Below are 23,186 nucleotides of genomic sequence, written 5' to 3' on the forward strand. Positions count from 1 at the left end.
GTCGCAAAAGGAACGACCAGAGCAATGCTCTATAATCTGCTTTATCAATTTGCTGATCAGATGCCGGTACTGAACCTGTTTCGGTATATCACCTTCCGTACGGGTGGTGCGATCATCACGTCGCTTGTGCTTGCCTTTGTGATCGGCCCGCACCTGATCAACTGGTTGCGTTCCAAACAAAGCGAAGGCCAACCGATCCGCGAAGACGGCCCTGAAAGCCACCTTTTGACCAAAAAAGGCACGCCGACCATGGGCGGGCTTTTGTTGTTGCTGTCAACATCGATTGCCACACTGCTTTGGGCCGACCTCACCAACCCTTATGTCTGGGCGGTTTTGCTGGTCACCATCGGCTATGGCTTCCTTGGTTTCCTTGATGACTTCCTGAAAGTTTCCAAGCGCAACACCAAAGGCCTTCCGGGCAAGCTCAAGCTTCTTGGGCAGTTTTCCATCGCGGCCCTTGCCGCATGGTGGATTTCGTATAACACCGCCGATCCGCTTTCGACCGCCCTTGCCTTCCCGTTCTTCAAGAATTTCCTTTTGGATCTGGGCTGGTTCTTTGTGCCGTTTGCCATGTTTGTCATGGTCGGTGCTTCGAACTCCGTCAACCTGACCGATGGCCTTGATGGTCTGGCGATTGTGCCGGTGATGATTGCGGCGGCAAGCTTCGCCTTGATTACCTATCTGATCGGTAACGTTCAGTTCGCCGAATATCTTCAGGTCCATTACGTTGCCGGTTCTGGTGAGTTGACCATTTTCCTTGGCGCCCTGGTTGGTGCTGGCCTTGGTTTCCTTTGGTACAACGCCCCGCCTGCGATGGTGTTTATGGGGGATACCGGATCCCTCGCGCTTGGTGGGGCTTTGGGTGCGGTTTCGGTTGTCACCAAGCATGAACTGGTTCTGGCGATCATTGGTGGTCTGTTTGTTCTGGAAACCCTGTCGGTGATCATTCAGGTCGGGTCCTACAAACTGACCGGCAAACGCGTGTTCCGCATGGCACCGCTTCATCACCATTTCGAGAAAAAGGGCTGGCAGGAACCGACCATCGTGATCCGGTTCTGGATCATTGCCGTGATCCTTGCCCTGGTTGGACTTGCAACCCTGAAGCTTCGTTAAGGACATACTGAATTGATTGATCTTTCACATCTGCGCGGCAAAACCATCGCGGTTCTGGGTCTTGGGAAATCCGGACTTGCCAGTGTGAAGGCATTGATCAATGCAGGTGCCGTCATCTGGGCGTGGGATGACAATATGTCATCGCGTGAACAGCTTGAACCGCTTGGCCTTGCCCCGATCAATCTGGCGGAATGTGACTGGACAGAACCCGACATGCTGGTGATCAGCCCGGGTATTCCGTCCACCTTCCCGACCCCGCATCCGGCGGCTGAAAAGGCACGCCGCGCGGGCAAACCGATCATTTGCGACGTTGAATTGCTGTGCACAGCACAGCCCGATGTCCCAACACTTGCCATCACCGGCACCAATGGCAAATCAACCACCACAGCACTTACCGCCCACATCATCGGGCAGGCCGGGATCAAGACGCAGGCGGGCGGCAACCTTGGCAATGCAGCCCTTGGACTTGCCCCCTCCACCGCCGATGATTGCCTCGTGCTTGAACTGTCATCCTATCAGCTCGAACTGCTGGAACATGCAGCCTTTGATGCCTGCGCACTTTTGAACATCACGCCGGATCATCTGGACCGCCATGGCGGACTGGATGGCTATATCGGCGCCAAGCACCTGATCTTTGCACGTGCAAAGGGTCCGAAATGGGCGATCATTTCCGTTGATGACGAGCCGTGTGCCAAAATGGCGGTTGAGCTGGCCCGTGAAGGCGGTCGTCACATCATCGAGGTTTCGGTCAAACAGCCGGTCGATCACGGCATCTATGTTGATGCGGATGGCTGGCTGATTGATGACATGACTGGCGCGCAAACCCGTATTCTGGACCTTGCGACCGTCACCCACATGCCCGGACGCCATAACTGGCAAAACATTGCCTTTGCCTATGGGTTGTGCCGTGCGCGTGGTGTGGATGCCACCCGGATCATTGACGGGATAATGTCCTTCCCGGGTCTGGCCCATCGACAGGAATTGCTCGGCACCATTGACGGTGTTGTGTTTGTTAATGACAGCAAGGCCACCAATGCCGAGGCATCGGCAAAGGCGCTTTCGGCCTATCGCAACATTTACTGGATTGCCGGTGGCAAACCCAAGGAAGGCGGCATTGAGGGATTGCAGGAATTCTATCCCCACATCAAGAAAGCCTATCTGATTGGTGCTGCGACCAACGAATTTGCCGAAACCCTTGGCGGTGATCTGCCGTGGGAAAAATGCGAAACCCTTGATGTCGCAACCAAAAAGGCCTTTGCCGACGCCAAGGCTAGTGGCGATGACAAACCGGTGGTGATGCTCACCCCGGCCTGCGCATCCTTTGATCAGTTCAAAAGCTTTGAGGCGCGCGGCGACGCCTTCCGCGATTTGTACAAAGCATTGGCGGGTGGTGAAATGACCAGGAAGGCAAACGCATGAAGTCCCTGTTTGGTCATAACACGAATATCGCCTTTTCGCGTGCCGATACCTCGGTTCTGGGGATCTGGTGGTGGACGGTCGATCGCTGGTTGCTCGCCGCCATCATCCTTCTGATGGGGATTGGCGCGCTTCTGGTGATGTCGGCAAGTCCGCCGGTTGCTGATCGCATTAATGTTGACAGTTTCCACTTTGTCACCCGCCAGTTCGTTTTCCTTGGCATGGCAACGGTTTGCATGTTTGCCATTTCGCTATTGCCGGTGAAATGGGTGCGACGTCTGGCCTCCTTCATGTTCTTGGGTGTGCTCTTTTTGCTGATCATCACCCCGTTCATCGGATCAGACATCAAGGGCGCAGTACGCTGGATCAACGTTGCCGGGATTAACCTGCAACCGTCCGAATTCCTCAAACCGGCCTTTGCGGTCGTCATTGCCTGGATGTTTGCCGAAGGACGTTTGAACCCGAACTTCCCGGGCTATATAGTTTCAAGCCTGATGCTGGCTGTTTGCATCTTCCTTCTGATGATCCAGCCAGACTTTGGCCAGACTGTTGTTATTACCTCGATCTGGTCGGTGCAGATCTTCCTGGCCGGACTTCCGATCATTCTGGTGTTCTGCTTGGGGCTTGGCGCGGTCGGGTTGGCAGTAACAGCCTATCTGATCCTGCCGCACGTTCAGTCGCGTGTGGATCGTTTCCTTGATCCGGCATCCGGTGACAGCTATCAGATTGAACGATCCATGGAAGCCTTCATGAGTGGCGGCATAATGGGCCGCGGCCCGGGTGAAGGCTGGGTCAAGAACTCCATCCCCGATGCCCATTCCGACTTCATCTTTGCTGTTGCGGGCGAGGAATTCGGGCTTCTGTTCTGTGTGCTGGTCGTTGGTGTCTTTACCTTTATCATCATGCGCGGTCTTTCGCGCCTGATGGGGGAACGCAACCTTTTCGTGGTTCTGGCCGTTACCGGCATTCTGGTTCAGTTCGGTTTGCAGGCTGTGATCAACATGGCCTCCACCCTGCAACTGGTTCCGCCAAAGGGCATGACGTTGCCGTTCGTTTCCTATGGCGGATCGGCCACGATTGGCATTGCGATTGGCATGGGCTTTGTTCTGGCACTGACGCGAAAACGGCCCGGCGAATAATCGCCATCACCCCTTTAAAACTTTCTGCATCAAAACGACAAAATCAGGTGTTATTCCACGCCCGGTTTGAAGGGATATTAACCTTTGTCGGGTTCTGATGGGGGTAACTGTTGGGGACCCTCCCCGCACTGCCGTCGTTTTAGATGTGGACAAGATGACTGACTTCGCTAACCCAGAACTTTCTGCCGTCGAGACACCGCTCGCAGGTCAGGTGATCGCCGTAACATCCGGTGGCACTGGCGGGCATATGTTTCCGGCTGTTGCCTTGTCCAAATCGCTGGTGCGTCATGGTGCAAAGGTCCTGTTTTTCACCGATGCCCGGGCCGCACGCTATACCGAGGGCGTTGACGGCGTCGAAACCGTCATCCTGCCGGCCGGCGGCATTGCCGGCAAAGGCATCAAGGGCCGCCTGATCGGTGCGGCCCGGCTTGGCCTTGGCACGCTTAAGGCCCGCAAACGGATCAAAAATACCAAACCCGCGGCCGTGATCGGCTTTGGTGGTTATGCCTCTATCCCGGCGACCATGTCGGCCAAATGGCTTGGAATTCCCTATGCCATTCATGAACAAAACGCGGTTTTAGGCCGCGCCAACCGTCTCGTTGCAAGCAACGCGCAGCGCATCGCGACATCCTTTGCCAAGGTCACGATGATTGCATCAAGTGACGAGGCCAAAGTGATCTGGACCGGCAATCCTGTCCGTGCTGAGGTCGCTGCCCTTGCCGCGACCGAGTACGAGGCCCCGACCAGCGACGGTCCGATCCGCCTTCTGATCACGGGTGGATCACAGGGCGCACGCATCCTGTCGGAAGTTCTGCCAACCGCGCTGGTAAACCTGCCGGAAGCCATCCGCAAACGCCTGATCGTCACCCAGCAGGCGCGCGAAGAAGATATCGATACGGTGCGCAAGACCTATGACGGATCACAAATCGACGTGACCCTGGCATCCTTCATCAATGACATTCCCGAACGCCTGCGCGATTGCCATCTGGTCATTGCCCGTTCAGGGGCGTCGACCGTGGCGGAACTGACTGCAGCCGGACGTCCGGGTTTTCTGGTCCCCCTGCCCCATGCCATTGATGACCATCAGCGTTACAATGCCCAGCAGATCGAAGACGCGGGTGGTGCGTGGCTGATGCCACAAGAACGTTTTAGCAGCGAGGCCGTCACTGATCGCCTGGCAAAACTTTTAACCAACCCCGCGGCGCTTACCCGTGCGGCAAAGGCCGCCAAAAGCAGCGGGCGCGCCAACGCCGCGGAGCGATTGGCTGACATGGTGCTTGATATGCTGGGCCTGAACCCGGCAGGAAGCCCCGATAACAAGAACATGACGCAAGACCGAGGAGACTCTCAATGAACACCCTGCCGCTCAACATCGGCACCATCCACTTTGTCGGTATTGGTGGCATCGGCATGTCCGGTATTGCCGAAATCCTCAATAACCTCGGCTATTCCGTCCAGGGGTCGGACATTTCAGACAATGCCAATGTGCAGCGCCTGCGCGCCCTTGGCATCAAGGTCTTTGTCGGCCACAAGGAAGAAAACGTCGAAGACGCCAAGGTTGTTGTGATTTCAACCGCCGTCAAGCCGACCAACCCAGAAGTCGTTGCCGCACGGGCCGCAATGATCCCGGTGGTGCGTCGTGCTGAAATGCTGGCCGAACTGATGCGCCTTAAGGCGGCCATTGCGATTGGCGGCACGCACGGCAAAACCACGACAACGTCGCTTGTTGCGACCATGCTGGATGCGGCTGGCCTTGATCCGACAGTGATCAATGGCGGGATCATTAATTCATACGGTACCAACGCGCGTTTGGGCGAAGGTGACTGGATGGTGGTCGAAGCCGATGAGTCTGATGGTACCTTTGTCAAAGTACCGTCGACGATTTCAGTCGTGACCAACATTGACCCGGAACATCTGGATCACTGGAAAGATTTCGATCAACTGCGCGAAGCCTTCAAGAACTTCGTTCAGAACATCCCGTTCTATGGCTTTGCCGTTCTGTGCATCGACCATCCCGAAGTCCAGGCGCTTATCGGGCGCGTCACGGACCGTCGCATTTTCACGTTTGGCTTTTCGCCGCAGGCCGATGTACGTGCGGTTAATGTTCGCACCAATATCGGTGACACGGTCTTTGACGTTGTCATCCGCGAACGCGTCGATAGCGAAGAACGCGTGATCAAGGATGTCCGTTTGCCGATGGTGGGCGATCATAACGTTTCCAACTCGTTGGCGGCGATCACGGTCGCGCTTGAACTTGGCATCCCGGATGAGAAAATCGTCTCCGCCTTTGATGGCTTTACCGGTGTTAAACGTCGCTTCACCAAAACCGGTGAAGTCGATGGTGTCACCATTATCGACGATTACGGTCACCACCCGGTTGAAATCAAGGCGGTGCTAAAGGCTGCCCGTCAGGCAACCCAGAACAACGTGATTGCTGTGGTTCAGCCGCACCGTTATTCGCGCCTGCATGACCTGTTTGAAGATTTCTGCACCTGCTTTAACGATGCTGACAGCGTGATCGTTGCCGACGTTTACGAAGCCGGTGAAAGCCCGATTGAAGGCGCATCACGTGATGCTCTTGTCGAAGGCCTGCGCAACCGTGGCCATCGCCATGTCAGCGCACTCGAAGGTCCAGAAAAACTGGCCGAAGTCATCAAAGCCGAAGCAAAGCCGGGCGATCTTGTCGTTTGCCTTGGTGCTGGTTCCATCAGCGCATGGGCAAATGCCCTGCCCGCCCAACTTGAAGCGATCAAGAACTGAGGCAGATATGAGCACGCCGAAACACCATACGCCCCTGATAGACCGCCTGCCCAAGGTGCGTGGCAAGCTGCGTGAAGGTGCGCAACTTGCCAAAGTCACCTGGTTTCAGGTTGGCGGCCCGGCAGACGTGATGTTTCGCCCAGAAGACGAAGCCGACCTTGCCGCCTTCCTGAAAGGCAAACCGGCCGATATGCCGGTAACTGTGATCGGGGTTGGCTCTAACCTGTTGGTGCGCGATGGCGGCATTCGTGGCGTTGTCATCCGCCTTGGCCGCCCGTTTACCGATGTGGTGGTTGAAGATGGCGCGGTTCACGCCGGTGCCGGTGCGCTTGATCTTAATGTTGCGCAAACTGCACAGATGAACGGCATTGCCGGTCTGGAATTTCTGTCTGGAATTCCGGGTACCATCGGCGGGGCGTTACGCATGAATGCCGGGGCCTATGGCACCGAAATCAAGGATGTCCTTGTATCGGCAACCGCAATTGATGGCAGCGGCAACATTCATACCGTCACGCCCGATGAAATGAATATGACCTATCGCCACTGCGGGCTGCCGGAAGACTGGATTTTCACAACCGCAATCTTGCGCGCATCGTCCGGTGATCCCGAAGACATCGCCAAACGCATGGATGAAATCCAGAAGGCGCGCGCGGAATCGCAACCGATCAAATCACGCACAGGCGGATCGACCTTTGCCAATCCGTTGCCTGATCGTGCGTGGGAGCTTATTGATGCCGCCGGCTGCCGGGGACTTACCATCGGAGGTGCGCAAATGTCCGAACAGCATTGCAACTTCATGATCAACAAGGGCGATGCCACCGCCCTTGATCTTGAACAGTTGGGCGAAGAGGTCCGAAGAAGGGTCAAAGAACATAGCGGCGTTGAGTTGCGCTGGGAAATCCGGCGCATTGGCGAACGCCTTGGCCACTCGATCATAGGAAAAGACGCATGAACAAACATGTCGCTGTCATTCTGGGCGGTTGGTCAGCAGAGCGGGAAGTTTCCCTGTCCTCGGGGCGCGAATGCGCCAAGGCGTTGCGCGAGAAGGGCTATAAAGTCACCGAAATCGACGCAAACCGTGATCTTGCCCATCAATTGGCGGCCATTGATCCCAAACCGGATGTGATTTTCAATGCCCTGCATGGCCGCTGGGGCGAAGATGGCGCGGTTCAGGGCCTGCTTGAAATCATGAACATCCCCTATACCCATTCCGGTGTTCGGGCATCGGCAATTGCCATGGACAAGATGTCCGCCAAGGCAATGTTTGCCGAATATGAAATTCCCTGTGCCCGCCATGTATGGGTCACGCGCGAAGACATCGCATCGGGCAAGGCATTGCCACCGCCCTATGTTTTGAAACCCAATAACGAGGGATCCTCAGTCGGGGTTGAAATCATCCTGACGGCCGAGGAAGAACAAAACATGCTGGCCCGTGATTGGGTCCATGGTGACGGCGTCATGCAGGAAGAATTCATTCCCGGGCGCGAAATGACCGTTGCCGTTAAGGATGGCGAGGCGATGGAAGTCATCGAAATCCTGACCGGCAATCATGCCTTCTATGACTTTGAATCCAAATATGCCCAGGGCGGCTCAGAACATATCGTTCCTGCCGACATCGAAGGCGATTTGCGCGATCGTCTGCAACGTCACGCCGAAGAAGCCTATAAGGCGCTTGGTTGCAGGGGTGTGGCACGCGCCGATTTCCGCTATGACCCGGAAAACGATCGTTTGGTGATCCTTGAGATTAACACCCAACCGGGCATGACGCCGACATCACTGGTCCCGGATGCCGCACGCCACGACGGCATGAGCTTTGCCGACATCGTTGCATGGATGGTGGAGGATGCATCGTGCGAACGCTAGAAGAACAGGCCCGCGAACGGCGCGAAAAGCTTGATAAGCAACATGGCGTTGGCACCAACGTCAAAAAGATCGCGCGGGTCATGTGGTGGACCGGCTTCATTGGTGCCATCGTGATTGTTCCGACAGCCCTTGTTTACACCGGCAAGGCCGATAAATGGATGAGCATGGCAACGCAGGAAAGTGTTCGGCTTTCTGCCGCGTTTGGCATGACGGTCAAGAATATCGAAGTTTCAGGTCGCGAAAAAACCGACCCGAATGCCCTTTTGGCAGCCATCGGACAGAAACCGGGCACGCCGATCATTACATTTGATGTCGACGCCGCCCGCGAACGGATCGAAGAGCTTTCATGGATACGAAGTGCTACCGTCGAACGCCAGTTGCCCGATACGCTGATCGTTTCGGTTGTTGAGCGCAAACCACTGGCAATCTGGCAAACCGAGGGCCGCGATCATGTGTTGATCGATGGCGATGGCGAGCAACTTCAGAATTACGAACTTGGTGATTACCTTGATCTGCCGGTTCTTGTCGGTGACGACGCACCGAAAAGTGCGGCGGAGATGCTGACCACCCTGCAATCTATCCCGCACCTTTATGAACAAATCACCGGTGCCCAGCGCATCGGGCATCGTCGCTGGAACATCCAGCTTGCCAACGGCATGTTCATTCGCCTGCCTGAAGAAAACATGGAAAAGGCATGGCAGCGTCTTGAAGTCCTTGATCGCGAACACAGTATCCTTGATCGCGATGTTCTGATTGTTGACTTGCGCCTTCCCGACCGGACATTTGTCCGCCTGACACCCGGTGCCGCGGAACAAAGGCGCAATCCGCCAAAGAAGGAGGGCGCGGTCTGAACTGACCGCCCCGACACTCTCCCCAACCTGCACCCCGCTTCAGACGCTTAAGGCACTGACTTGCGCAATATCATGATTGTTTTTCCACATTCTTTGCGTAGTTTCGCATGAAGATGCGTTATGCGACGGTCTGCCTTAACCAAATTGCAACCGCTTTTGGTCGAAAACAGGCTTAATAAGGTACGGTCAAAAAAGTCCGACCACATAACCCATAAAAATTCAGAGCATTCAATTGGCACGCGGCAAAACCAGATCAGGATTGATTGCGGCATTGGACATTGGAACGTCCAAGGTCTGCTGCTTTATTGCACGACGTGAAAAGGACCAACCGCCGAAAATCATCGGCATTGGTCACAACATGTCCAAGGGCCTGCAAAGTGGATCAATTTCCAATCTTGATGCCGCGCAGGAAGTCGTGCTTGCCGCGGTCAACGCCGCTGAAAAAATGGCGGGTCAGACCATCGACTCAGTCATTGTCAATCTGTCTGGCGGTCGACCGGAATCCGAAACCCACACGGTTGAGCTTCCGCTTGGCTCCCGTCCGATTGGCAATCTTGAGATCCGGAAACTCAATGACCAGAAGGAAGCCCTTCTGCGTCAGGCTGGCGATGAGCTGATCCATACTGTCCCGTTGGGGTTCCGCCTTGACGGTGCTAACACCATGAATGATCCGCGCGGCATGTATGGATCGACCCTTGGTCTTGATCTGCATTTTGTCCGAACGCAAACCGCACCGCTGCGCAATCTTGGCACCCTTCTGGCACGCTGCCACCTTGCGATTGAGGAAACGGTCGTCACCCCGCTGGCATCGGGTCTTTCGGCCCTGACAGCCGATCAGCGCGATCTGGGCGCGACCGTGATTGATATGGGCGCAGGCACCACAAGTGTGGCGGTCTTTAATGCCGGTCAGGTGGTCTACACCACCTCGATCCCGGTCGGTGGTGCTCATGTCACGCGCGATATCGCCTATGGGCTTAATACGTCGCTTAATCATGCCGAACGCATGAAAACCCTGCATGGCAGTGCTTTGACCTCGCCATCCGATGATCAGGAAATCCTCGCGGTTCCGACCATCGGCGATGAAGACGAAAACAATTTCAATCATGTCCCGCGCTCGATGCTGATCAACATCATCAAGCCGAGACTTGAAGAAACGTTCGAATTGATCCGCGATCAGTTGGAAGAACACGGCTTGTCGCAAATCGGTGGACGCAGCATCGTTCTGACCGGTGGTGCCAGCCAATTGAACGCGATTGCCGATCTGGCCAGTCAGATGTTTGAACGTCCGGCCACGATTGCCCTGCCGCACGGTGTTTCGGGCCTTGCCGAAGCCACCGCCGGACCGGCTTTTTCGGCCTGTTCGGGGCTGCTGTTGCGGGCTATTGCCCAACAGAATGACCCGCTGAGCGAAGCCATGGCGCAAATCCGTCAATCGGGTGGGCGTTGGGGCCGTTTGGGTGCCTGGTTCAAAGAGAACTTCTAGTTCGCACGCCCAAACGCACTTTTTTATCCATTTTCCCGAAAACTTTTAGCCGCATTAAGAAGGCAATAACTCTTTGCCAGCTAAAACGGACTCGGAGGTCTTTGTGCCCGAAGTATTTCTGGCACGCACAGGCAAAGGGAAGGCTTGTGTAGGACCCTCAGCTCTAAAGCGCGGAGAGGAAGAGCAAACAATGAGTACAATCAGTTTTTCCGTTCCTGAAACGGAAGAAAACCTAAAACCAAAGATCACCGTTATCGGTGTCGGTGGTGCCGGCGGCAACGCCGTTAACAACATGATCGCATCCGAACTTGAAGGATGTGACTTTGTTGTTGCCAACACCGATTCTCAGGCCCTGACCCAGGCAAAAGCAACACGCAAGATGCAGCTTGGTCGCAAGATTACCCAGGGGCTGGGTGCAGGCGCACGTCCGGATGCGGGTAGTGCCGCCGCCGAAGAATCCATTGAAGAAATTCAGGCGCAGCTTGAAGGCAGCCACATGGTATTCATCACCGCCGGTATGGGCGGTGGTACGGGTACCGGTGCCGCCCCGGTCATTGCACGTGCGGCCAAAGAAGCCGGCATTCTGACCGTTGGCGTTGTTACCAAGCCGTTCCATTTCGAAGGCACGCGCCGCATGCGCACCGCCGAACAGGGTATCGAACAGCTTCAGCAGTATGTCGACACCCTGATCATCATTCCGAACCAGAACCTGTTCCGGGTCGCGAATGAAAAAACAACCTTCGCAGATGCCTTCCAGATGGCAGATGACGTTCTGCGCAACGGTGTGCGTTCGATTACCGACCTTATGATGGTCCCGGGTCTTGTGAACCTTGACTTTGCCGATATCCGCACTGTCATGAGCGAGATGGGCAAAGCCATGATGGGTACTGGCGAAGCATCGGGTGAAAAACGTGCACTTGAGGCTGCCGAAGCTGCAATAGCCAATCCGCTTCTTGAAGATGCATCCATGAAGGGTGCCCGTGCGGTCCTGATCAACATCACCGGCGGCATGGATATGGCGCTGTATGAAGTTGACGAAGCCGCCAACCGCATCCGCGAGGAAGTTGCATCCGAAGCCAACATCATCTTCGGTTCGACCTTCGACCCGACCATCGAAGGTGCGCTTCGCGTTTCTGTTGTTGCAACCGGTATAGACGCCGAAGAAGTTCGCCGTCCGCAGCCGACCACTGTTTCTGTTGCACAGCCTGTTTCCCAGAAGCCGGCAGAACAGCCAGCCGCGGCACCGTCCTTCGCACAGCATGGTGCGGGCAACGCAGCAGCCGCTGCTGCCCACAACACGGGTGCTGGTGACTATGCGGGTGGTGCGTCGGTTGATCACATTCCTGCTGATCGCTTTGCTGCCACCGGCAGCGCACAGCAGCCGGAAATCAGCCATCAGGCCGAAGCACAGGAAACCGGGTCGATTGAGATGGGCCAGACGGTCCTGAAACCGAAACCCGTTCTGCGTGCAGACAAGCCGGTCCAGAAACCCACCAGCAACGGCGACATGGCTTTCATTCCGCCGCGTGCTGTAACGCCAAGCGAAGCTGAGCACGCTCAGCACAGCCCGGACGTATTCGAGGCAGCTGATGCCCAGAATGCAACCTCGCCGCGTTCTGTTCTGAGCAGCCTGTTTGGCAAGAACAAGACCGCCAAGGAACCGCATAGCTATGCGGAGCCGAAAGTCTCGCAGCCGCAGGCTCCTGCGCCACGCCAGACCGAGATGCCGCTTGGTGAGGACAGCGAACATGTCATGAAGAAGGAGCCTTCTTCCCGGGGCAAGACGCAAGGCGCGTCTGACGACCTTCTTGAAATTCCGGCCTTCCTTCGTCGTCAGGCCAACTGACGACGATCTCCGCGCGAAGATGGGGAAGGCTTAATGCCTTCCCCTTTTTTTTGGACGCACCAGCTTGGATGACGCTGTAATTCGGCAATTGTGACCAAAGTCCGTGAACCACAAGGTTACAACCGGCGCAAGATGCACTGCAGAAATACATTTTACCCATTAATTTCAAAGCACTATGAAGTTTACAAAGCGTAACAAAGAGTGATTTGAGTGATTGTTCGATCAACAGTAGTGTTCCAAACTAACAAAGCAGGGGCCATCCAATTTGAAGATGGCTTTGAACATGCTTTGACGTTGATTGATGACAAACTGACTGACCTGATTTGGGGGTTCCTGTGAACAATATTGCCGATCTTGGTTCTGCTATCACGCAGACTGGCTTTTCCGGCGACGGTTATGTGCTCCAGCGCACGCTCAAAGCCTCTATCGGCTGTGCCGGTGTTGGTTTGCATTCCGGTCAGAAGATCCGCATTACCCTTCACCCTGCCCCTGCCGATCATGGCATTGTATTCCGCCGCACGGACCTGGATGACCAGCCGCTGTTTCCGGCACGTTACGATGGCGTGATCGATACCCGTCTTTGCACCTGCCTTGGTGATGCAGCCCGGGGCATCAAGATCGGGACCATCGAACATCTGATGGCCGCCCTTGCCGGGACGCGCATTGATAACGTCCTGATCGATATCGATGCCGACGAAGTTCCGGTCATGGATGGCAGCTCCGCCCCGTTTAACTTCCTGATTGATTGCGTTGGCATCGAAGAACTTGATGCCCCGCGTCAGGTCATCGAAGTCCTTAAACCGGTTGAAGTCGAATATAACGGCTGCACCGCACGGGTTGAGCCGGCCAACGGGTTCGAGATCGATTTCGAGATTGATTTCGCCAGCAAGGCTATTGCCAACCAGCGCATGTCCGTAAAGTTCGATGACGGCGTGTTTGTTGCCGATATCGCACGTGCGCGCACCTTTGGCTTCTTGCATGAAGTTGAAGCCATGCGTTCTGCCGGTCTTGCCCGTGGTGGTTCGCTTGATAACGCGGTTGTTCTTTCCGGTGACGAAGTCATGAACGAGGAAGGCCTGCGTTACGAAGACGAATTCGTCCGCCACAAGATCCTTGATGCACTTGGCGATCTTTATACTGCCGGCAACCAGTTGCAGGGCAAGGTCACCGCGTACAAATCCGGTCACCATGTCAACAATCTGCTGCTGCAGGCGTTGCTGGCCGACGAGGACGCCTATCGTGTTGTTCCGCTGACCAAGGCGGCCTTGCGCGGCGTTTCCGAGCCAATGCTTGCCACCGCCTGAAATCAGGTGTCACTGGCATCCAAATTATGAAAATGGCGGCCCGCGTGGTCGCCTTTTTTGTTTTCGGTGTTGGTTTTCAGTCTTCTGAACCGCGTCACAGCATTTAACATGGAATAAAAGTCGGCATTTGACGACACAACTACTTGCCCAAGCACGCCCTTCGCATGATATAGTCCGGCGGATTTTACGGTGAGTGCGTCAAAAATTTCGAGGATACGTCACAGTGCTAAGTACCGTTCGCGCCAAACACGTCATTGCAACTTTCGGCCTGTCGCTGATGCTGGCGGCATGTTCAAGCAATGATGCGCCGGAATATGTCGAACGTCCGGTTTCCGAACTGTATAACGGCGCGCAGGATCTGCTTGACGCCAATGAATACCAGCAGGCGGCCGAGGCATTTGACGAAGTCGAACGTCAGCACCCCTATTCGGTTTGGGCGACCAAGGCGACCCTGATGTCGGCTTATGCCTATTATCAGGACAACAAATACGATGATGCGATCAACGCACTGGATCGCTTTATCTCGTTGCATCCGGCCAACCCGGATGTGCCATATGCCTATTACCTCAAGGCGCTGTCCTATTACGAACAGATTTCCGATGTCGGCCGCGATCAGCAGATGACCCAGCACGCGATGGATGCGCTTGACGACGTCATCCGCCGCTTCCCCGATAGCAAATATGCCCGCGATGCCAAGCTGAAGAAGGACCTCACGGTCGATCACCTTGCGGGCAAGGAAATGGATGTCGGGCGCTATTATCAGGACCGCAACGAATATCTGGCCGCGATCAACCGCTTCAAAGCAGTGATCGAAAATTATCAGACCACCACCCACGTACCAGAGGCCCTTGCACGCCTGACCGAATGCTATCTTGCGCTTGGTCTTGAAGGCGAAGCCAAACGGACCGCGGCCGTGCTTGGTCACAACTTCCCGGGCAGCGAGTATTACAGCGAGTCCTATAGTCTCATGCTTGGTGAAGACGCACCGGAGCGCGAAGACAGCAGTTGGTGGGATGACACGACCAACGCCATCTCCAGCCTGTTCTGATTTCGTTTAAGCAAACCCTCGCGATGCCAAGGGTTTGCTTGACAATCCGCCCTGCGACAAGATAGAACAAAAAAAGAACAACTTGCGGTTAACGTCTGATATCGCTGCATTTTGATCAAACGCCCTTGGGACGACGGGATTGAATGTCGTTTCGCCTTCGCAAGGCTTGCAAGGCAGGGCGGGATTGGGCACTCTGCACATTCACAAACAAGTTTGGCTGTACCTGTCTGCTGCTCCGTTAACAACATCAGTACCCAGCAATGCTTCGACGCCTCAGCATTCGGAATGTAGTCCTTATCGACAAACTGGATCTCGATTTTCACGACGGGCTTAGCGTGCTCACGGGTGAAACCGGTGCCGGTAAATCGATCCTGCTTGATTCCCTTGGCCTCGCCCTGGGTGCGCGCGCCGATAGCGGCCTTGTCCGCCATGGCTGCGACAAGTGCAGTGTCACGGCAACCTTCAATCTGCCGCAGGGCCACCCGGTTTTCGGACTGCTGTCAGATCAGGATATTGATCTTGAGGGCGAAGACCTTGTTGTCCGACGGGTGGTAACGTCCGATGGCCGGTCCCGCGCCTATGTGAATGACCAATCGGTTTCGGTTGGGCTGCTGCGCGATGTTGGTAATTACTGCGTCGAAATTCAGGGCCAGTTTGATCAACACGGCCTCCTTGATCCCACCACACATCGCGCAACCCTTGATGCCCACGGCAATCTTGGCGCCCTTGCCATGACCGTGCGCGATCACTGGCGCGCATGGCGCGAAACGCAAAAGGAACTCAATGCCGCCCGCGCCCGCATTGACAAGGCGCGCGAGGAAGAGGAATGGCTGCGCCACGCCGTGGATGAGCTTGAAAAGCTTGCCCCCGAAGAAGGCGAAGAAGAACGCCTTGCCGAGGAACGCCAGTTCCTGATGCATGGTGAAAAGCTGGTTGCCGCCCTGAATGACGCTGGAACAGAACTCTCGCGTGGCAAGGGTGCCGAAAGTGCCCTTCGCAGTGCCCAACGGTGCCTTGAACGTGAACTTGAAAAGGCCGATGGCCGGTTTGAACCGATTATCGAAGCCCTTGATCGTGCCGCGATCGAGCTTGAAGAAGCCAACCGGGCGATCTCGGCCACCTTGGCCGATCTTAATCTTGATACCGGCCATCAGGAAAATGTCGAGGAACGCCTGTTTGCACTGCGCGCAGCCGCCCGCAAATATAATGTTCCGGTCGATGGGCTGAATGCGCTGATGAAGGAATTCCGATCCCAGATCGATCAGCTTGAATTCGGCGAGAAGGAACTGAGCCGCCTGACCGCCGCCGTAAGCGAATATCGCAAAGCCTATATCGAAGCCGGCGAGAAGCTTCATGCCGCGCGCAAGGAAGCCGCCGCCAAACTTGATGGCGCGATCAATGCCGAATTGCCGCCGCTTCGCATGGAAAAGGCGCGCTTTGTTACCGACATTGCCGAACTTGAAGAACCAGAATGGGGTCAGGACGGCATTGACCGGGTGCAGTTCACGGTTGCCACCAATCCCGGCAGCCCCCCGGGCGCGCTTAACAAGATTGCATCGGGGGGCGAGCTTTCGCGCTTCCTGCTGGCGCTCAAGGTCGTTCTGGCGCGTGTTTCTGCCGTACCCAGTCTGGTCTTTGACGAGGTCGACAGCGGTGTCGGTGGCGCAACAGCAGCGGCCATTGGTCAGCGCCTGCATCTTCTGGCACAGGAACGCCAGATCCTTGTCATTACCCACAGCCCGCAGGTCGCCGCCCGCGGTCGCACGCATTTCTATATTGCCAAGCGCGAGGCAGAAGGCACCATGGTGACCCGTGTCGATGCCCTTGTCGATGGTGCGCGGCGCGAAGAAATCGCCCGCATGCTGGCCGGTCATTCCGTGACGGCCGAGGCACGTGCCGCCGCCGACAGCCTGCTTGAACAACCCAATTGATCCCGGCGCCAACACGTCGGCCCAACCTTGAATACGGAACAAAAAGAATATGAGCGCCGAACACGCGTCAAACATGTCCGAACTTCCCGAATTGCCGTCTTCGAGCACGGAGGCGCGCAAACAGCATGCCGAAATTTCCGAACGTATCCGGTCTTATAACGAGGCCTATCACGTTAATGACGACCCGCTGGTTTCGGACGCGACATATGATGCGCTGTTCAATCGCCTGATCGAACTTGAATCCCACTATCCGACGCTTAAGAAAAACAGCCCGACACAGGAAGTCGGTGCCGCCCCGGCCGAAGGCTTTGCCAAGGTCAAGCATGCCCGCCCGATGCTGTCACTTGGCAATGCATTTTCGCGCGAAGACATCGTCGATTTTCTTGCCCGTATTCGTCGCTTCCTGAACCTGACAGCGCACAGCCCGGTCGAAGTGGTTGGTGAACCCAAGATCGATGGTCTTTCGCTTTCGCTGCGCTACGAAAACCGCGAACTGGTCACGGCTGCCACCCGTGGCGATGGATCGGAGGGCGAAGACGTTACCGCCAATGTCGCCCATATTGACGACATCCCCAAGACGCTTCCCGATAATGCGCCCGATGTGGTCGAAATCCGGGGCGAGGTTTATATGGCGCGCTCTGCGTTCCAAAAACTGAACGCGACACAGGCCGAAACCGGCGGCAAGACCTTTGCCAATCCGCGCAACGCAGCGGCAGGGTCGCTTCGCCAGCTTGATCCATCAATCAGTGCCAAACGCCCGCTTCGCTTCTTTGCCTATAGCTTTGGCGAACTGTCCGAAAGCCTGGCCCAGACGCAGTGGAATTTCCTGCAAAAGGTTGAAGGGTGGGGCTTTGTCACCAATCCGCTGACACGGTTGCTTCATAATGCCGATGACATCATGGCGTTCTATGACGAATTGGCAACCCAGCGCCCGGACCTTGATTACGACATTGATGGCATTGTTTATAAGGTCAATGACTTCGAACTTCAGCTGCGCCTCGGCTTCGTCAGCCGGTCACCGCGCTGGGCGATTGCGCACAAATTCCCGGCCGAGAAGGCTCGCACTCGGATCAAGGCCATCGACATTCAAGTTGGTCGAACAGGTGCCCTGACCCCGGTCGCTCGGCTGGAACCGGTTACGGTTGGCGGTGTCGTGGTATCCAACGCCACCCTTCATAACCGAGATGAGATTGACCGCTTGGGCGTTTGGGTTGGCGATCTTGTGGTTGTGCAACGTGCCGGTGACGTTATTCCCCAAGTCGTTGCGGTCATTCTGGACGAGGATGGCAATCATCCGAATGATGCAACACCTTACGAATTTCCCACCGAGTGCCCAAAATGCGGCAGCCACGCCATGCGGGAAGAAGGCGAAGCCGTAACCCGGTGTACCGGCGGCTTGATCTGCCCGGCGCAGGCGGTTGAACGCCTGAAACATTTCGTATCGCGCACGGCCTTTGATATCGACGGCTTGGGGGCGAAAAATGTCGAGGCGTTCTTTGAACTGGGTTGGCTGAAGTCGCCTGGCGATATTTTCCGCCTTGAAAGCGATCACGGCGATGCCATTCGCAAGCTTGAAGGTTGGGGCGAAAAATCCGCAACCAAGCTGTTTGACGGCATCAATGAACGGCGTACCATCGGGCTCGACAAATTTATCTATGCACTTGGCATTCGCCAGATTGGTCAGGCAACCGCAAAGCTTCTGGCGCGCCATTATGGATCGCTTGCCGAATGGCGCAGCGCCATGGTTGCCGCTAATGAAGCCGACAGCGAAGCCCTTCGCGAACTGATCAACATTGATCAGATCGGGCCCGGTGTTGCCAAGGACCTGATCGAATTCATGGCCGAAGACCATAACCGCGAGGTTCTTGATGATCTGCAAGGGCTTTTGACCATCACCGATGTCGAAGCACCGCAGGTCAGCGACAATCCGGTCAATGGCAAAACGGTCGTCTTTACCGGCAAGTTGGAGCTGTTTTCACGCAACGAGGCCAAGGTCAAAGCCGAAAGTCTTGGCGCGAAGGTCGCCGGATCCGTATCGGCAAAAACCGATTATCTGGTTGCAGGACCGGGTGCAGGCTCCAAATTAAAGAAAGCAGAAGAATTAGGTGTTACAGTGCTTGATGAACAGGGATGGCTTGATCTGATTGCCACGGAATAAAAATGATCTAACCGGGGAGTGTGTGCTGATGGAAGACCTTGGAAGTTTTTTTCGCCGTTATGTCGATGCCCATCTGAAGCTTGAAGAAAACGCACTTGATGATTTCTTCCACTTCCCGTGCCTGATCAATGATCTGTCCGGCGTACAGGCCATTGGCAGTTCAGACGATCTGCACAAATACCATCACTCATTCTTTGATGAACTGAAAAATGCTGATCTTGCCATGGCAAAATCCATGGTGATTGAACAACATTCCGCCCTTCCCGGTGGGGCGCGTGCAATTGTTTCGTTCCGCTTTGGCAATTCGGAAAACAACCTGATCTTTGATTGCGACTATGCCTTCGCGCTGCTCAAGCAGGATGAAAAGTGGAAAGTCATCTTTGCCCAGCTTGATGAAATCAGATACAGCGACCTGTATTGAGGCCCGCATGGTGCCCGCCCTTCCCCACCGCCTGATCACACTTGGTTTTGTCCTGATGCTGGGATGCTTTCCGGCAGTATCAAAGGCCGATCCGGATTTTGATACCCTGTCGGGCCCGGCGCGTGCGATTGATGCTGATACGCTTGAGTTCGGCTTCAAACGTGTTGATCTTTGGGGGGCGGATGCCATGAACCGTTTTCAGGAATGTCTGATTAACGGCCAAAGCACGGCCTGCGGGGCAGAGGCATGGCAAGTGACCACCAATCTTCTGGTCGCAACACCGATCACCTGCGAAGTGCGTGGGAAAAACCGGTATCATCGCAACATGGCCGTTTGCCGAAATGCCAACGGGGTTGATATCGGGCAAAGCCTGATTGTTCGGGGCATGGCGGTTGCCCGCCCCGATCAGATGCCGGAATACGAAGCCTATGAAAATCAGGCGCGACAGGCACGCACCGGCGTCTGGGCAGGGGAATTCATCGATCCGCTGAAATGGCGGCGCGGCGAGCGTTTACCCGAACATGAAATTGAAGTTCGCCGCTGGCAGCGCGACGAATAACATCAAACCCAATTAGCGTTGCGACGTCCCGCCGGATGCGAATGGCCGTGCCAGCAACCGTCCCAGCCCCGCCAGCGTAAAGCTGTTTTTAAGTGACGCCACACCGAGTGTGACCACAACAAACCCGACCAATTGCGGCACTGTCAGAACTTCGCCAAGGAACAGCCAGGCGGCAAAGAATGTCATGGCTGGTCCCGAAAGCGATATCAACGATGCCTGGGTCGCACCGACCCTGCGAATACCCTCGTACAGCAGGAAGAACGGAATAACGGTGCAGAAGATCGAAATGCCTGCCGTCCACATGATGCCTGCCACATTCAGGTTCAGCGGGTTTTGCACGATCAGTTGGTAAATCACCATGCAAATACCGGCCATAGTGTTGATCAGGGCTGCAAAATGCATCGACCCGATGACGGTAATCATCCGCTGTCCGAAATAGAGATAAATCGCATAGGTCACAGCAGAACCGAACGCCCAAGCCGCCCCGTACCAAAGCGCTGGCGATACTTCGCCAAACCCGCCCGGTGCCAGCACCAAAACAAGTCCGACATAGGTTATGACAAAGCAGACAATCTGGCGAAATGGTGGAAAGCGCCGCTTATGGAGCGCCTCAAGGATCATCACGACGGCCGGAAACGTAAACAACACGATCCTTGAAACGGTGACCTCAATCAACGAAACAGCGGTAAAATCAAACAAGGCCGCAAGGAAAAACAGCCCGCCATAAAGCCCGCCCCAGGCAAGATCAACCGGCTTCATTTTGCGGTCGCCCGGCCGGTTCTTGCCAAACAAAACCACACCAAGCCAAAAGAGCGGCATGGCAATCAGAAACCGCAACAGCAACAAGCCATCCACTGTCATGCCCGTGGCATAAACAAATTTCGCCAGAAGGCCTTTCATGGCCAAGGCCGCTGTCGCAAGCAACACAATGGTCAGCGCGGAACCCGCCGGCGACACGACAGGCGTAACAACCTGTTGCCCGGGCTCAGAAGGTGACGGTGGTGACGGTGGTGGCGTCATGGGTTTCTCCGATCCTCTATCGGTTGCCATAGTTACCCGTGAACTGCCATTATTCAATTCGAATTAATTGCTATCAGATATCAGCTTTGGCTATATCTAACAGGCACATGGATGCGCAAAGCTGCTCAGGATCACGCCCGATGGATATCAAACAACTTCGAAGCTTTGTTCATATTGCGGAACTCGGCAGCCTGTCACGCGCGGCAGAGCGGCTTAATTTGTCGCAGCCTGCACTCAGTCGGCAGCTTAATCTTTTGGAAGAGGCCCTTGACACCAAACTGCTGGAACGCACCGGGCGTGGCGTCAAATTGACCGAGGCGGGCCAGATGCTTGCCGAACGGGCCCGCGTAATCCTGACCGATCTTGCCCGGCTTGAAGCGGATCTTTCGGCCCGCAGCAGTCAGGTGACAGGCCATGTGCATGTCGGCGTTCCGCCCAGTGCCGGGATCGTGATTACCGGGGCGCTGATTGAAACTCTGCGCGATCGGTATCCTGACCTTAACATCACGGTTGCCGAAGACCTGACCGGTGATGTGCAGGAAGGACTACTTTCGGGGCGACTTGATATTGGGATCCTTCATGACGGCATGATTTCACGCAGCCTTCATGCCGAACAGCTATGGCGTGAAGACCTGTTTCTAATTTCCCACCCCTCACAGGTCGGCGAACAGGAAACCGAAATCGCCTATGAAGATGTTTTGTCCCTGCCACTCATCATGCCGACCAACAAGCACGGGCTGCGCGCCATGATGCAAGAAGCGGCCTTTCGCGCCGGACGTCCGTTGACCCCGGTGGTCGAGGCCGATGCCCTTCGCGTTTTGGTCGATCTGGTGACACGCAATGTCGGTCATACCGTCTTGCCGCGCAGTTCGCTGGTTCAGGAACTTTCGACCGGGCGCCTAAAGGCACGGCGCATCACCAACCCGGAACTGTCGCGCAAGGTAATGCTGTCATGGTTACAGGATCGCCCGCTGAGTGCCGGGGGCAAGGCGGTTGTCGATACATTGCGTGATCTTGCTGGCACCGTTCCGATGGCCAACCAAAAATAAGTCAGCACTGGCTCTGATAAACAAAACCCCGACCGAAAGATGCTTCGGTCGGGGTTTTTATCATCGTATCAATCGTTGGGATCAGACCGGTGCCTGACTGTCCGACGATTTCTGCCAAAGATTGATACCGGCATCCCCGGCATATTTATCGATCTCGGCCAACTCGTCCGCGCTGAATTCAAGGTTATTGAGCGCATCAAGGCTGTTATCAAGCTGCTGAACATGACGTGCCCCGATCAGGGCAGAGGTCACCTCGGGACGGCGCAGCACCCAGGCAATCGCCATCTGGGCCAAGCTTTGACCACGACGTTTGGCGATCTCGTTCAGTGCGCGAACGCGATTGATGTTTTCCTCGGTCAGCATGCCTTTCTGGAAGGAGCCTTCAAGAGCGGCACGTGAATCCTCTGGCACGCCATTCAGGTACTTGTTGGTCAAAAGACCCTGTGCAAGCGGCGAAAAGGCAATGCAGCCCATGCCAAGCTCGGAAAGGGTATCAAGCAGACCATCCTCGACCCAGCGATTGACCATCGAGTAGGACGGCTGATGAATCACGCACGGCGTTCCCATGTCCTTGAGGATCGCATGCGCTTCGCGGGTCATTTCCGGCGAATAGGACGAAATCCCGACATAAAGCGCCTTGCCCGAACGCACGATCTGGTCAAGCGCGCCCATGGTTTCGGCAAGTGGGGTGTTGGGATCAACCCGGTGGGAATAGAAGATATCGACGTAATCCAGCCCCATCCGCTTAAGGCTTTGATCAAGGCTGGAAATCAGATACTTGCGCGATCCCCATTCGCCAAACGGCCCCGGCCACATGCGATAGCCCGCCTTGGTGGAAATGATCAACTCATCGCGGTGCTTTTTAAGATCCTGAGACAGGACCTTGCCAAAGTTTTCTTCGGCCGAGCCCGGCGGCGGACCATAGTTGTTGGCAAGATCAAAGTGGAACACACCGCGATCAAACGCGCGACGGATCATCGCCCGCTGGGTTTCATAGACATCGACGCCACCGAAATTCTGCCACAGACCAAGCGTGATTTTCGGCAGAAGCAATCCACTGCGCCCGCAACGGTCCCAGTTTTCATCGTTATAGCGGTCCGGATTTGCCATCCACTGGGCTTCGACTTCAGCCATATATTCCTCCTGCTTTCAGAAGCGGTTTACCGCTTTTCTTGAATCGATCCAATGCAGTCTTAATAGGGCATTCGACCCTGTTTGTCAGTGC

The 23,186-nt window shown here is 55.6% G+C and carries 19 protein-coding genes; 17 read left to right on the forward strand and 2 right to left on the reverse strand.

Annotated features, from left to right (window positions below):
• Nucleotides 1-24: 24 nt before the first annotated feature.
• The 16 genes from mraY (at nucleotide 25) to AC5Q5A_RS09050 (ending at nucleotide 19,892) form a co-directional block, all read left to right on the forward strand.
• Complete coding sequence (gene mraY / locus AC5Q5A_RS08975) at nucleotides 25-1,113, forward strand: phospho-N-acetylmuramoyl-pentapeptide-transferase (RefSeq protein ID WP_063088838.1); 1,089 nt, start codon at nucleotides 25-27, stop codon at nucleotides 1,111-1,113.
• A gap of 12 nt (nucleotides 1,114-1,125) precedes the next feature.
• Nucleotides 1,126-2,532 carry a UDP-N-acetylmuramoyl-L-alanine--D-glutamate ligase gene (gene murD, locus AC5Q5A_RS08980; RefSeq protein ID WP_493895024.1) on the forward strand — a complete coding sequence of 469 codons (1,407 nt, stop codon included), beginning with the start codon at nucleotides 1,126-1,128 and terminating at the stop codon, nucleotides 2,530-2,532.
• The gene (ftsW, locus tag AC5Q5A_RS08985) at nucleotides 2,529-3,668 is read left to right on the forward strand and encodes a putative lipid II flippase FtsW (RefSeq protein WP_008889595.1); all 1,140 of its coding nucleotides are present in this window, start codon (nucleotides 2,529-2,531) and stop codon (nucleotides 3,666-3,668) included. The genes murD and ftsW overlap by 4 nt, the downstream gene beginning before the upstream one ends.
• A gap of 154 nt (nucleotides 3,669-3,822) precedes the next feature.
• On the forward strand, nucleotides 3,823-5,022 hold the full coding sequence (gene murG, locus AC5Q5A_RS08990; RefSeq protein WP_493895025.1) for an undecaprenyldiphospho-muramoylpentapeptide beta-N-acetylglucosaminyltransferase: 1,200 nt from the start codon (nucleotides 3,823-3,825) through the stop codon (nucleotides 5,020-5,022).
• Complete coding sequence (gene murC / locus AC5Q5A_RS08995; RefSeq protein ID WP_008889593.1) at nucleotides 5,019-6,428, forward strand: UDP-N-acetylmuramate--L-alanine ligase; 1,410 nt, start codon at nucleotides 5,019-5,021, stop codon at nucleotides 6,426-6,428. Before murG ends, murC begins: the two co-directional genes overlap by 4 nt.
• Before the next feature lie 7 nt (nucleotides 6,429-6,435).
• Nucleotides 6,436-7,380 carry a UDP-N-acetylmuramate dehydrogenase gene (gene murB, locus AC5Q5A_RS09000; RefSeq protein WP_493895026.1) on the forward strand — a complete coding sequence of 315 codons (945 nt, stop codon included), beginning with the start codon at nucleotides 6,436-6,438 and terminating at the stop codon, nucleotides 7,378-7,380.
• Nucleotides 7,377-8,291: a D-alanine--D-alanine ligase gene (locus AC5Q5A_RS09005; RefSeq protein ID WP_008889591.1), complete on the forward strand. Its 915-nt coding sequence runs from the start codon at nucleotides 7,377-7,379 to the stop codon at nucleotides 8,289-8,291. Before murB ends, AC5Q5A_RS09005 begins: the two co-directional genes overlap by 4 nt.
• Nucleotides 8,279-9,142: a cell division protein FtsQ/DivIB gene (locus AC5Q5A_RS09010; protein WP_493895027.1), complete on the forward strand. Its 864-nt coding sequence runs from the start codon at nucleotides 8,279-8,281 to the stop codon at nucleotides 9,140-9,142. Before AC5Q5A_RS09005 ends, AC5Q5A_RS09010 begins: the two co-directional genes overlap by 13 nt.
• 271 nt (nucleotides 9,143-9,413) lie before the next feature.
• A complete protein-coding gene (ftsA, locus tag AC5Q5A_RS09015; RefSeq protein WP_493895028.1) occupies nucleotides 9,414-10,625 on the forward strand; it encodes a cell division protein FtsA in 1,212 nt (403 codons plus the stop codon).
• A 190-nt stretch (nucleotides 10,626-10,815) separates the two neighbouring features.
• Nucleotides 10,816-12,471, forward strand: a complete 1,656-nt coding sequence (ftsZ, locus tag AC5Q5A_RS09020) for a cell division protein FtsZ (RefSeq protein WP_493895029.1) — start codon at nucleotides 10,816-10,818, stop codon at nucleotides 12,469-12,471.
• Between the two features lie 335 nt (nucleotides 12,472-12,806).
• Nucleotides 12,807-13,775 (forward strand): UDP-3-O-acyl-N-acetylglucosamine deacetylase, encoded by a 969-nt coding sequence (gene lpxC / locus AC5Q5A_RS09025; protein ID WP_083996922.1) that lies wholly within the window; start codon nucleotides 12,807-12,809, stop codon nucleotides 13,773-13,775.
• Between the two features lie 223 nt (nucleotides 13,776-13,998).
• Nucleotides 13,999-14,823, forward strand: a complete 825-nt coding sequence (locus AC5Q5A_RS09030; RefSeq protein WP_493895030.1) for an outer membrane protein assembly factor BamD — start codon at nucleotides 13,999-14,001, stop codon at nucleotides 14,821-14,823.
• Between the two features lie 260 nt (nucleotides 14,824-15,083).
• On the forward strand, nucleotides 15,084-16,754 hold the full coding sequence (gene recN / locus AC5Q5A_RS09035) for a DNA repair protein RecN (RefSeq protein WP_493895031.1): 1,671 nt from the start codon (nucleotides 15,084-15,086) through the stop codon (nucleotides 16,752-16,754).
• Between the two features lie 49 nt (nucleotides 16,755-16,803).
• On the forward strand, nucleotides 16,804-18,912 hold the full coding sequence (ligA, locus tag AC5Q5A_RS09040; protein WP_493895032.1) for an NAD-dependent DNA ligase LigA: 2,109 nt from the start codon (nucleotides 16,804-16,806) through the stop codon (nucleotides 18,910-18,912).
• A 28-nt stretch (nucleotides 18,913-18,940) separates the two neighbouring features.
• The gene (locus AC5Q5A_RS09045; protein WP_063088828.1) at nucleotides 18,941-19,333 is read left to right on the forward strand and encodes a hypothetical protein; all 393 of its coding nucleotides are present in this window, start codon (nucleotides 18,941-18,943) and stop codon (nucleotides 19,331-19,333) included.
• Entirely contained in the window at nucleotides 19,305-19,892 is a 588-nt protein-coding gene (locus AC5Q5A_RS09050) for a thermonuclease family protein (RefSeq protein WP_493895033.1), read from the forward strand. The genes AC5Q5A_RS09045 and AC5Q5A_RS09050 overlap by 29 nt, the downstream gene beginning before the upstream one ends.
• Before the next feature lie 12 nt (nucleotides 19,893-19,904).
• Here AC5Q5A_RS09050 and AC5Q5A_RS09055 read toward each other — a convergent pair whose 3' ends face one another.
• The gene (locus AC5Q5A_RS09055; protein ID WP_493895034.1) at nucleotides 19,905-20,912 is read right to left on the reverse strand and encodes a DMT family transporter; all 1,008 of its coding nucleotides are present in this window, start codon (nucleotides 20,910-20,912) and stop codon (nucleotides 19,905-19,907) included.
• A 140-nt stretch (nucleotides 20,913-21,052) separates the two neighbouring features.
• Here AC5Q5A_RS09055 and AC5Q5A_RS09060 point away from each other — a divergent pair, with 140 nt between their 5' ends.
• On the forward strand, nucleotides 21,053-21,961 hold the full coding sequence (locus AC5Q5A_RS09060; RefSeq protein ID WP_008889580.1) for a LysR family transcriptional regulator: 909 nt from the start codon (nucleotides 21,053-21,055) through the stop codon (nucleotides 21,959-21,961).
• An 81-nt stretch (nucleotides 21,962-22,042) separates the two neighbouring features.
• On the opposite strand, the gene mgrA is transcribed toward AC5Q5A_RS09060, so the two are convergent.
• On the reverse strand, nucleotides 22,043-23,095 hold the full coding sequence (gene mgrA, locus AC5Q5A_RS09065; RefSeq protein ID WP_493895035.1) for an L-glyceraldehyde 3-phosphate reductase: 1,053 nt from the start codon (nucleotides 23,093-23,095) through the stop codon (nucleotides 22,043-22,045).
• Nucleotides 23,096-23,186 lie beyond the last annotated feature (91 nt).

It is taken from the genome of Thalassospira sp. CA1 (assembly GCF_059052855.1).

Bases quoted from the DNA above. Each gene is read 5' to 3' on its own strand.
- ligA (WP_493895032.1), top strand. From the start codon at position 16,804: ATGAGCGCCGAACACGCGTCAAACATGTCCGAACTTCCCGAATTGCCG.
- AC5Q5A_RS09045 (WP_063088828.1), top strand. From the start codon at position 18,941: ATGGAAGACCTTGGAAGTTTTTTTCGCCGTTATGTCGATGCCCATCTG.
- ftsZ (WP_493895029.1), top strand. From the start codon at position 10,816: ATGAGTACAATCAGTTTTTCCGTTCCTGAAACGGAAGAAAACCTAAAA.
- AC5Q5A_RS09050 (WP_493895033.1), top strand. From the start codon at position 19,305: ATGAAATCAGATACAGCGACCTGTATTGAGGCCCGCATGGTGCCCGCC.
- murB (WP_493895026.1), top strand. From the start codon at position 6,436: ATGAGCACGCCGAAACACCATACGCCCCTGATAGACCGCCTGCCCAAG.
- murC (WP_008889593.1), top strand. From the start codon at position 5,019: ATGAACACCCTGCCGCTCAACATCGGCACCATCCACTTTGTCGGTATT.
- murG (WP_493895025.1), top strand. From the start codon at position 3,823: ATGACTGACTTCGCTAACCCAGAACTTTCTGCCGTCGAGACACCGCTC.
- recN (WP_493895031.1), top strand. From the start codon at position 15,084: ATGCTTCGACGCCTCAGCATTCGGAATGTAGTCCTTATCGACAAACTG.
- mraY (WP_063088838.1), top strand. From the start codon at position 25: ATGCTCTATAATCTGCTTTATCAATTTGCTGATCAGATGCCGGTACTG.
- AC5Q5A_RS09055 (WP_493895034.1), bottom strand. From the start codon at position 20,912: ATGACGCCACCACCGTCACCACCGTCACCTTCTGAGCCCGGGCAACAG.
- mgrA (WP_493895035.1), bottom strand. From the start codon at position 23,095: ATGGCTGAAGTCGAAGCCCAGTGGATGGCAAATCCGGACCGCTATAAC.
- AC5Q5A_RS09060 (WP_008889580.1), top strand. From the start codon at position 21,053: ATGGATATCAAACAACTTCGAAGCTTTGTTCATATTGCGGAACTCGGC.
- AC5Q5A_RS09005 (WP_008889591.1), top strand. From the start codon at position 7,377: ATGAACAAACATGTCGCTGTCATTCTGGGCGGTTGGTCAGCAGAGCGG.
- ftsW (WP_008889595.1), top strand. From the start codon at position 2,529: ATGAAGTCCCTGTTTGGTCATAACACGAATATCGCCTTTTCGCGTGCC.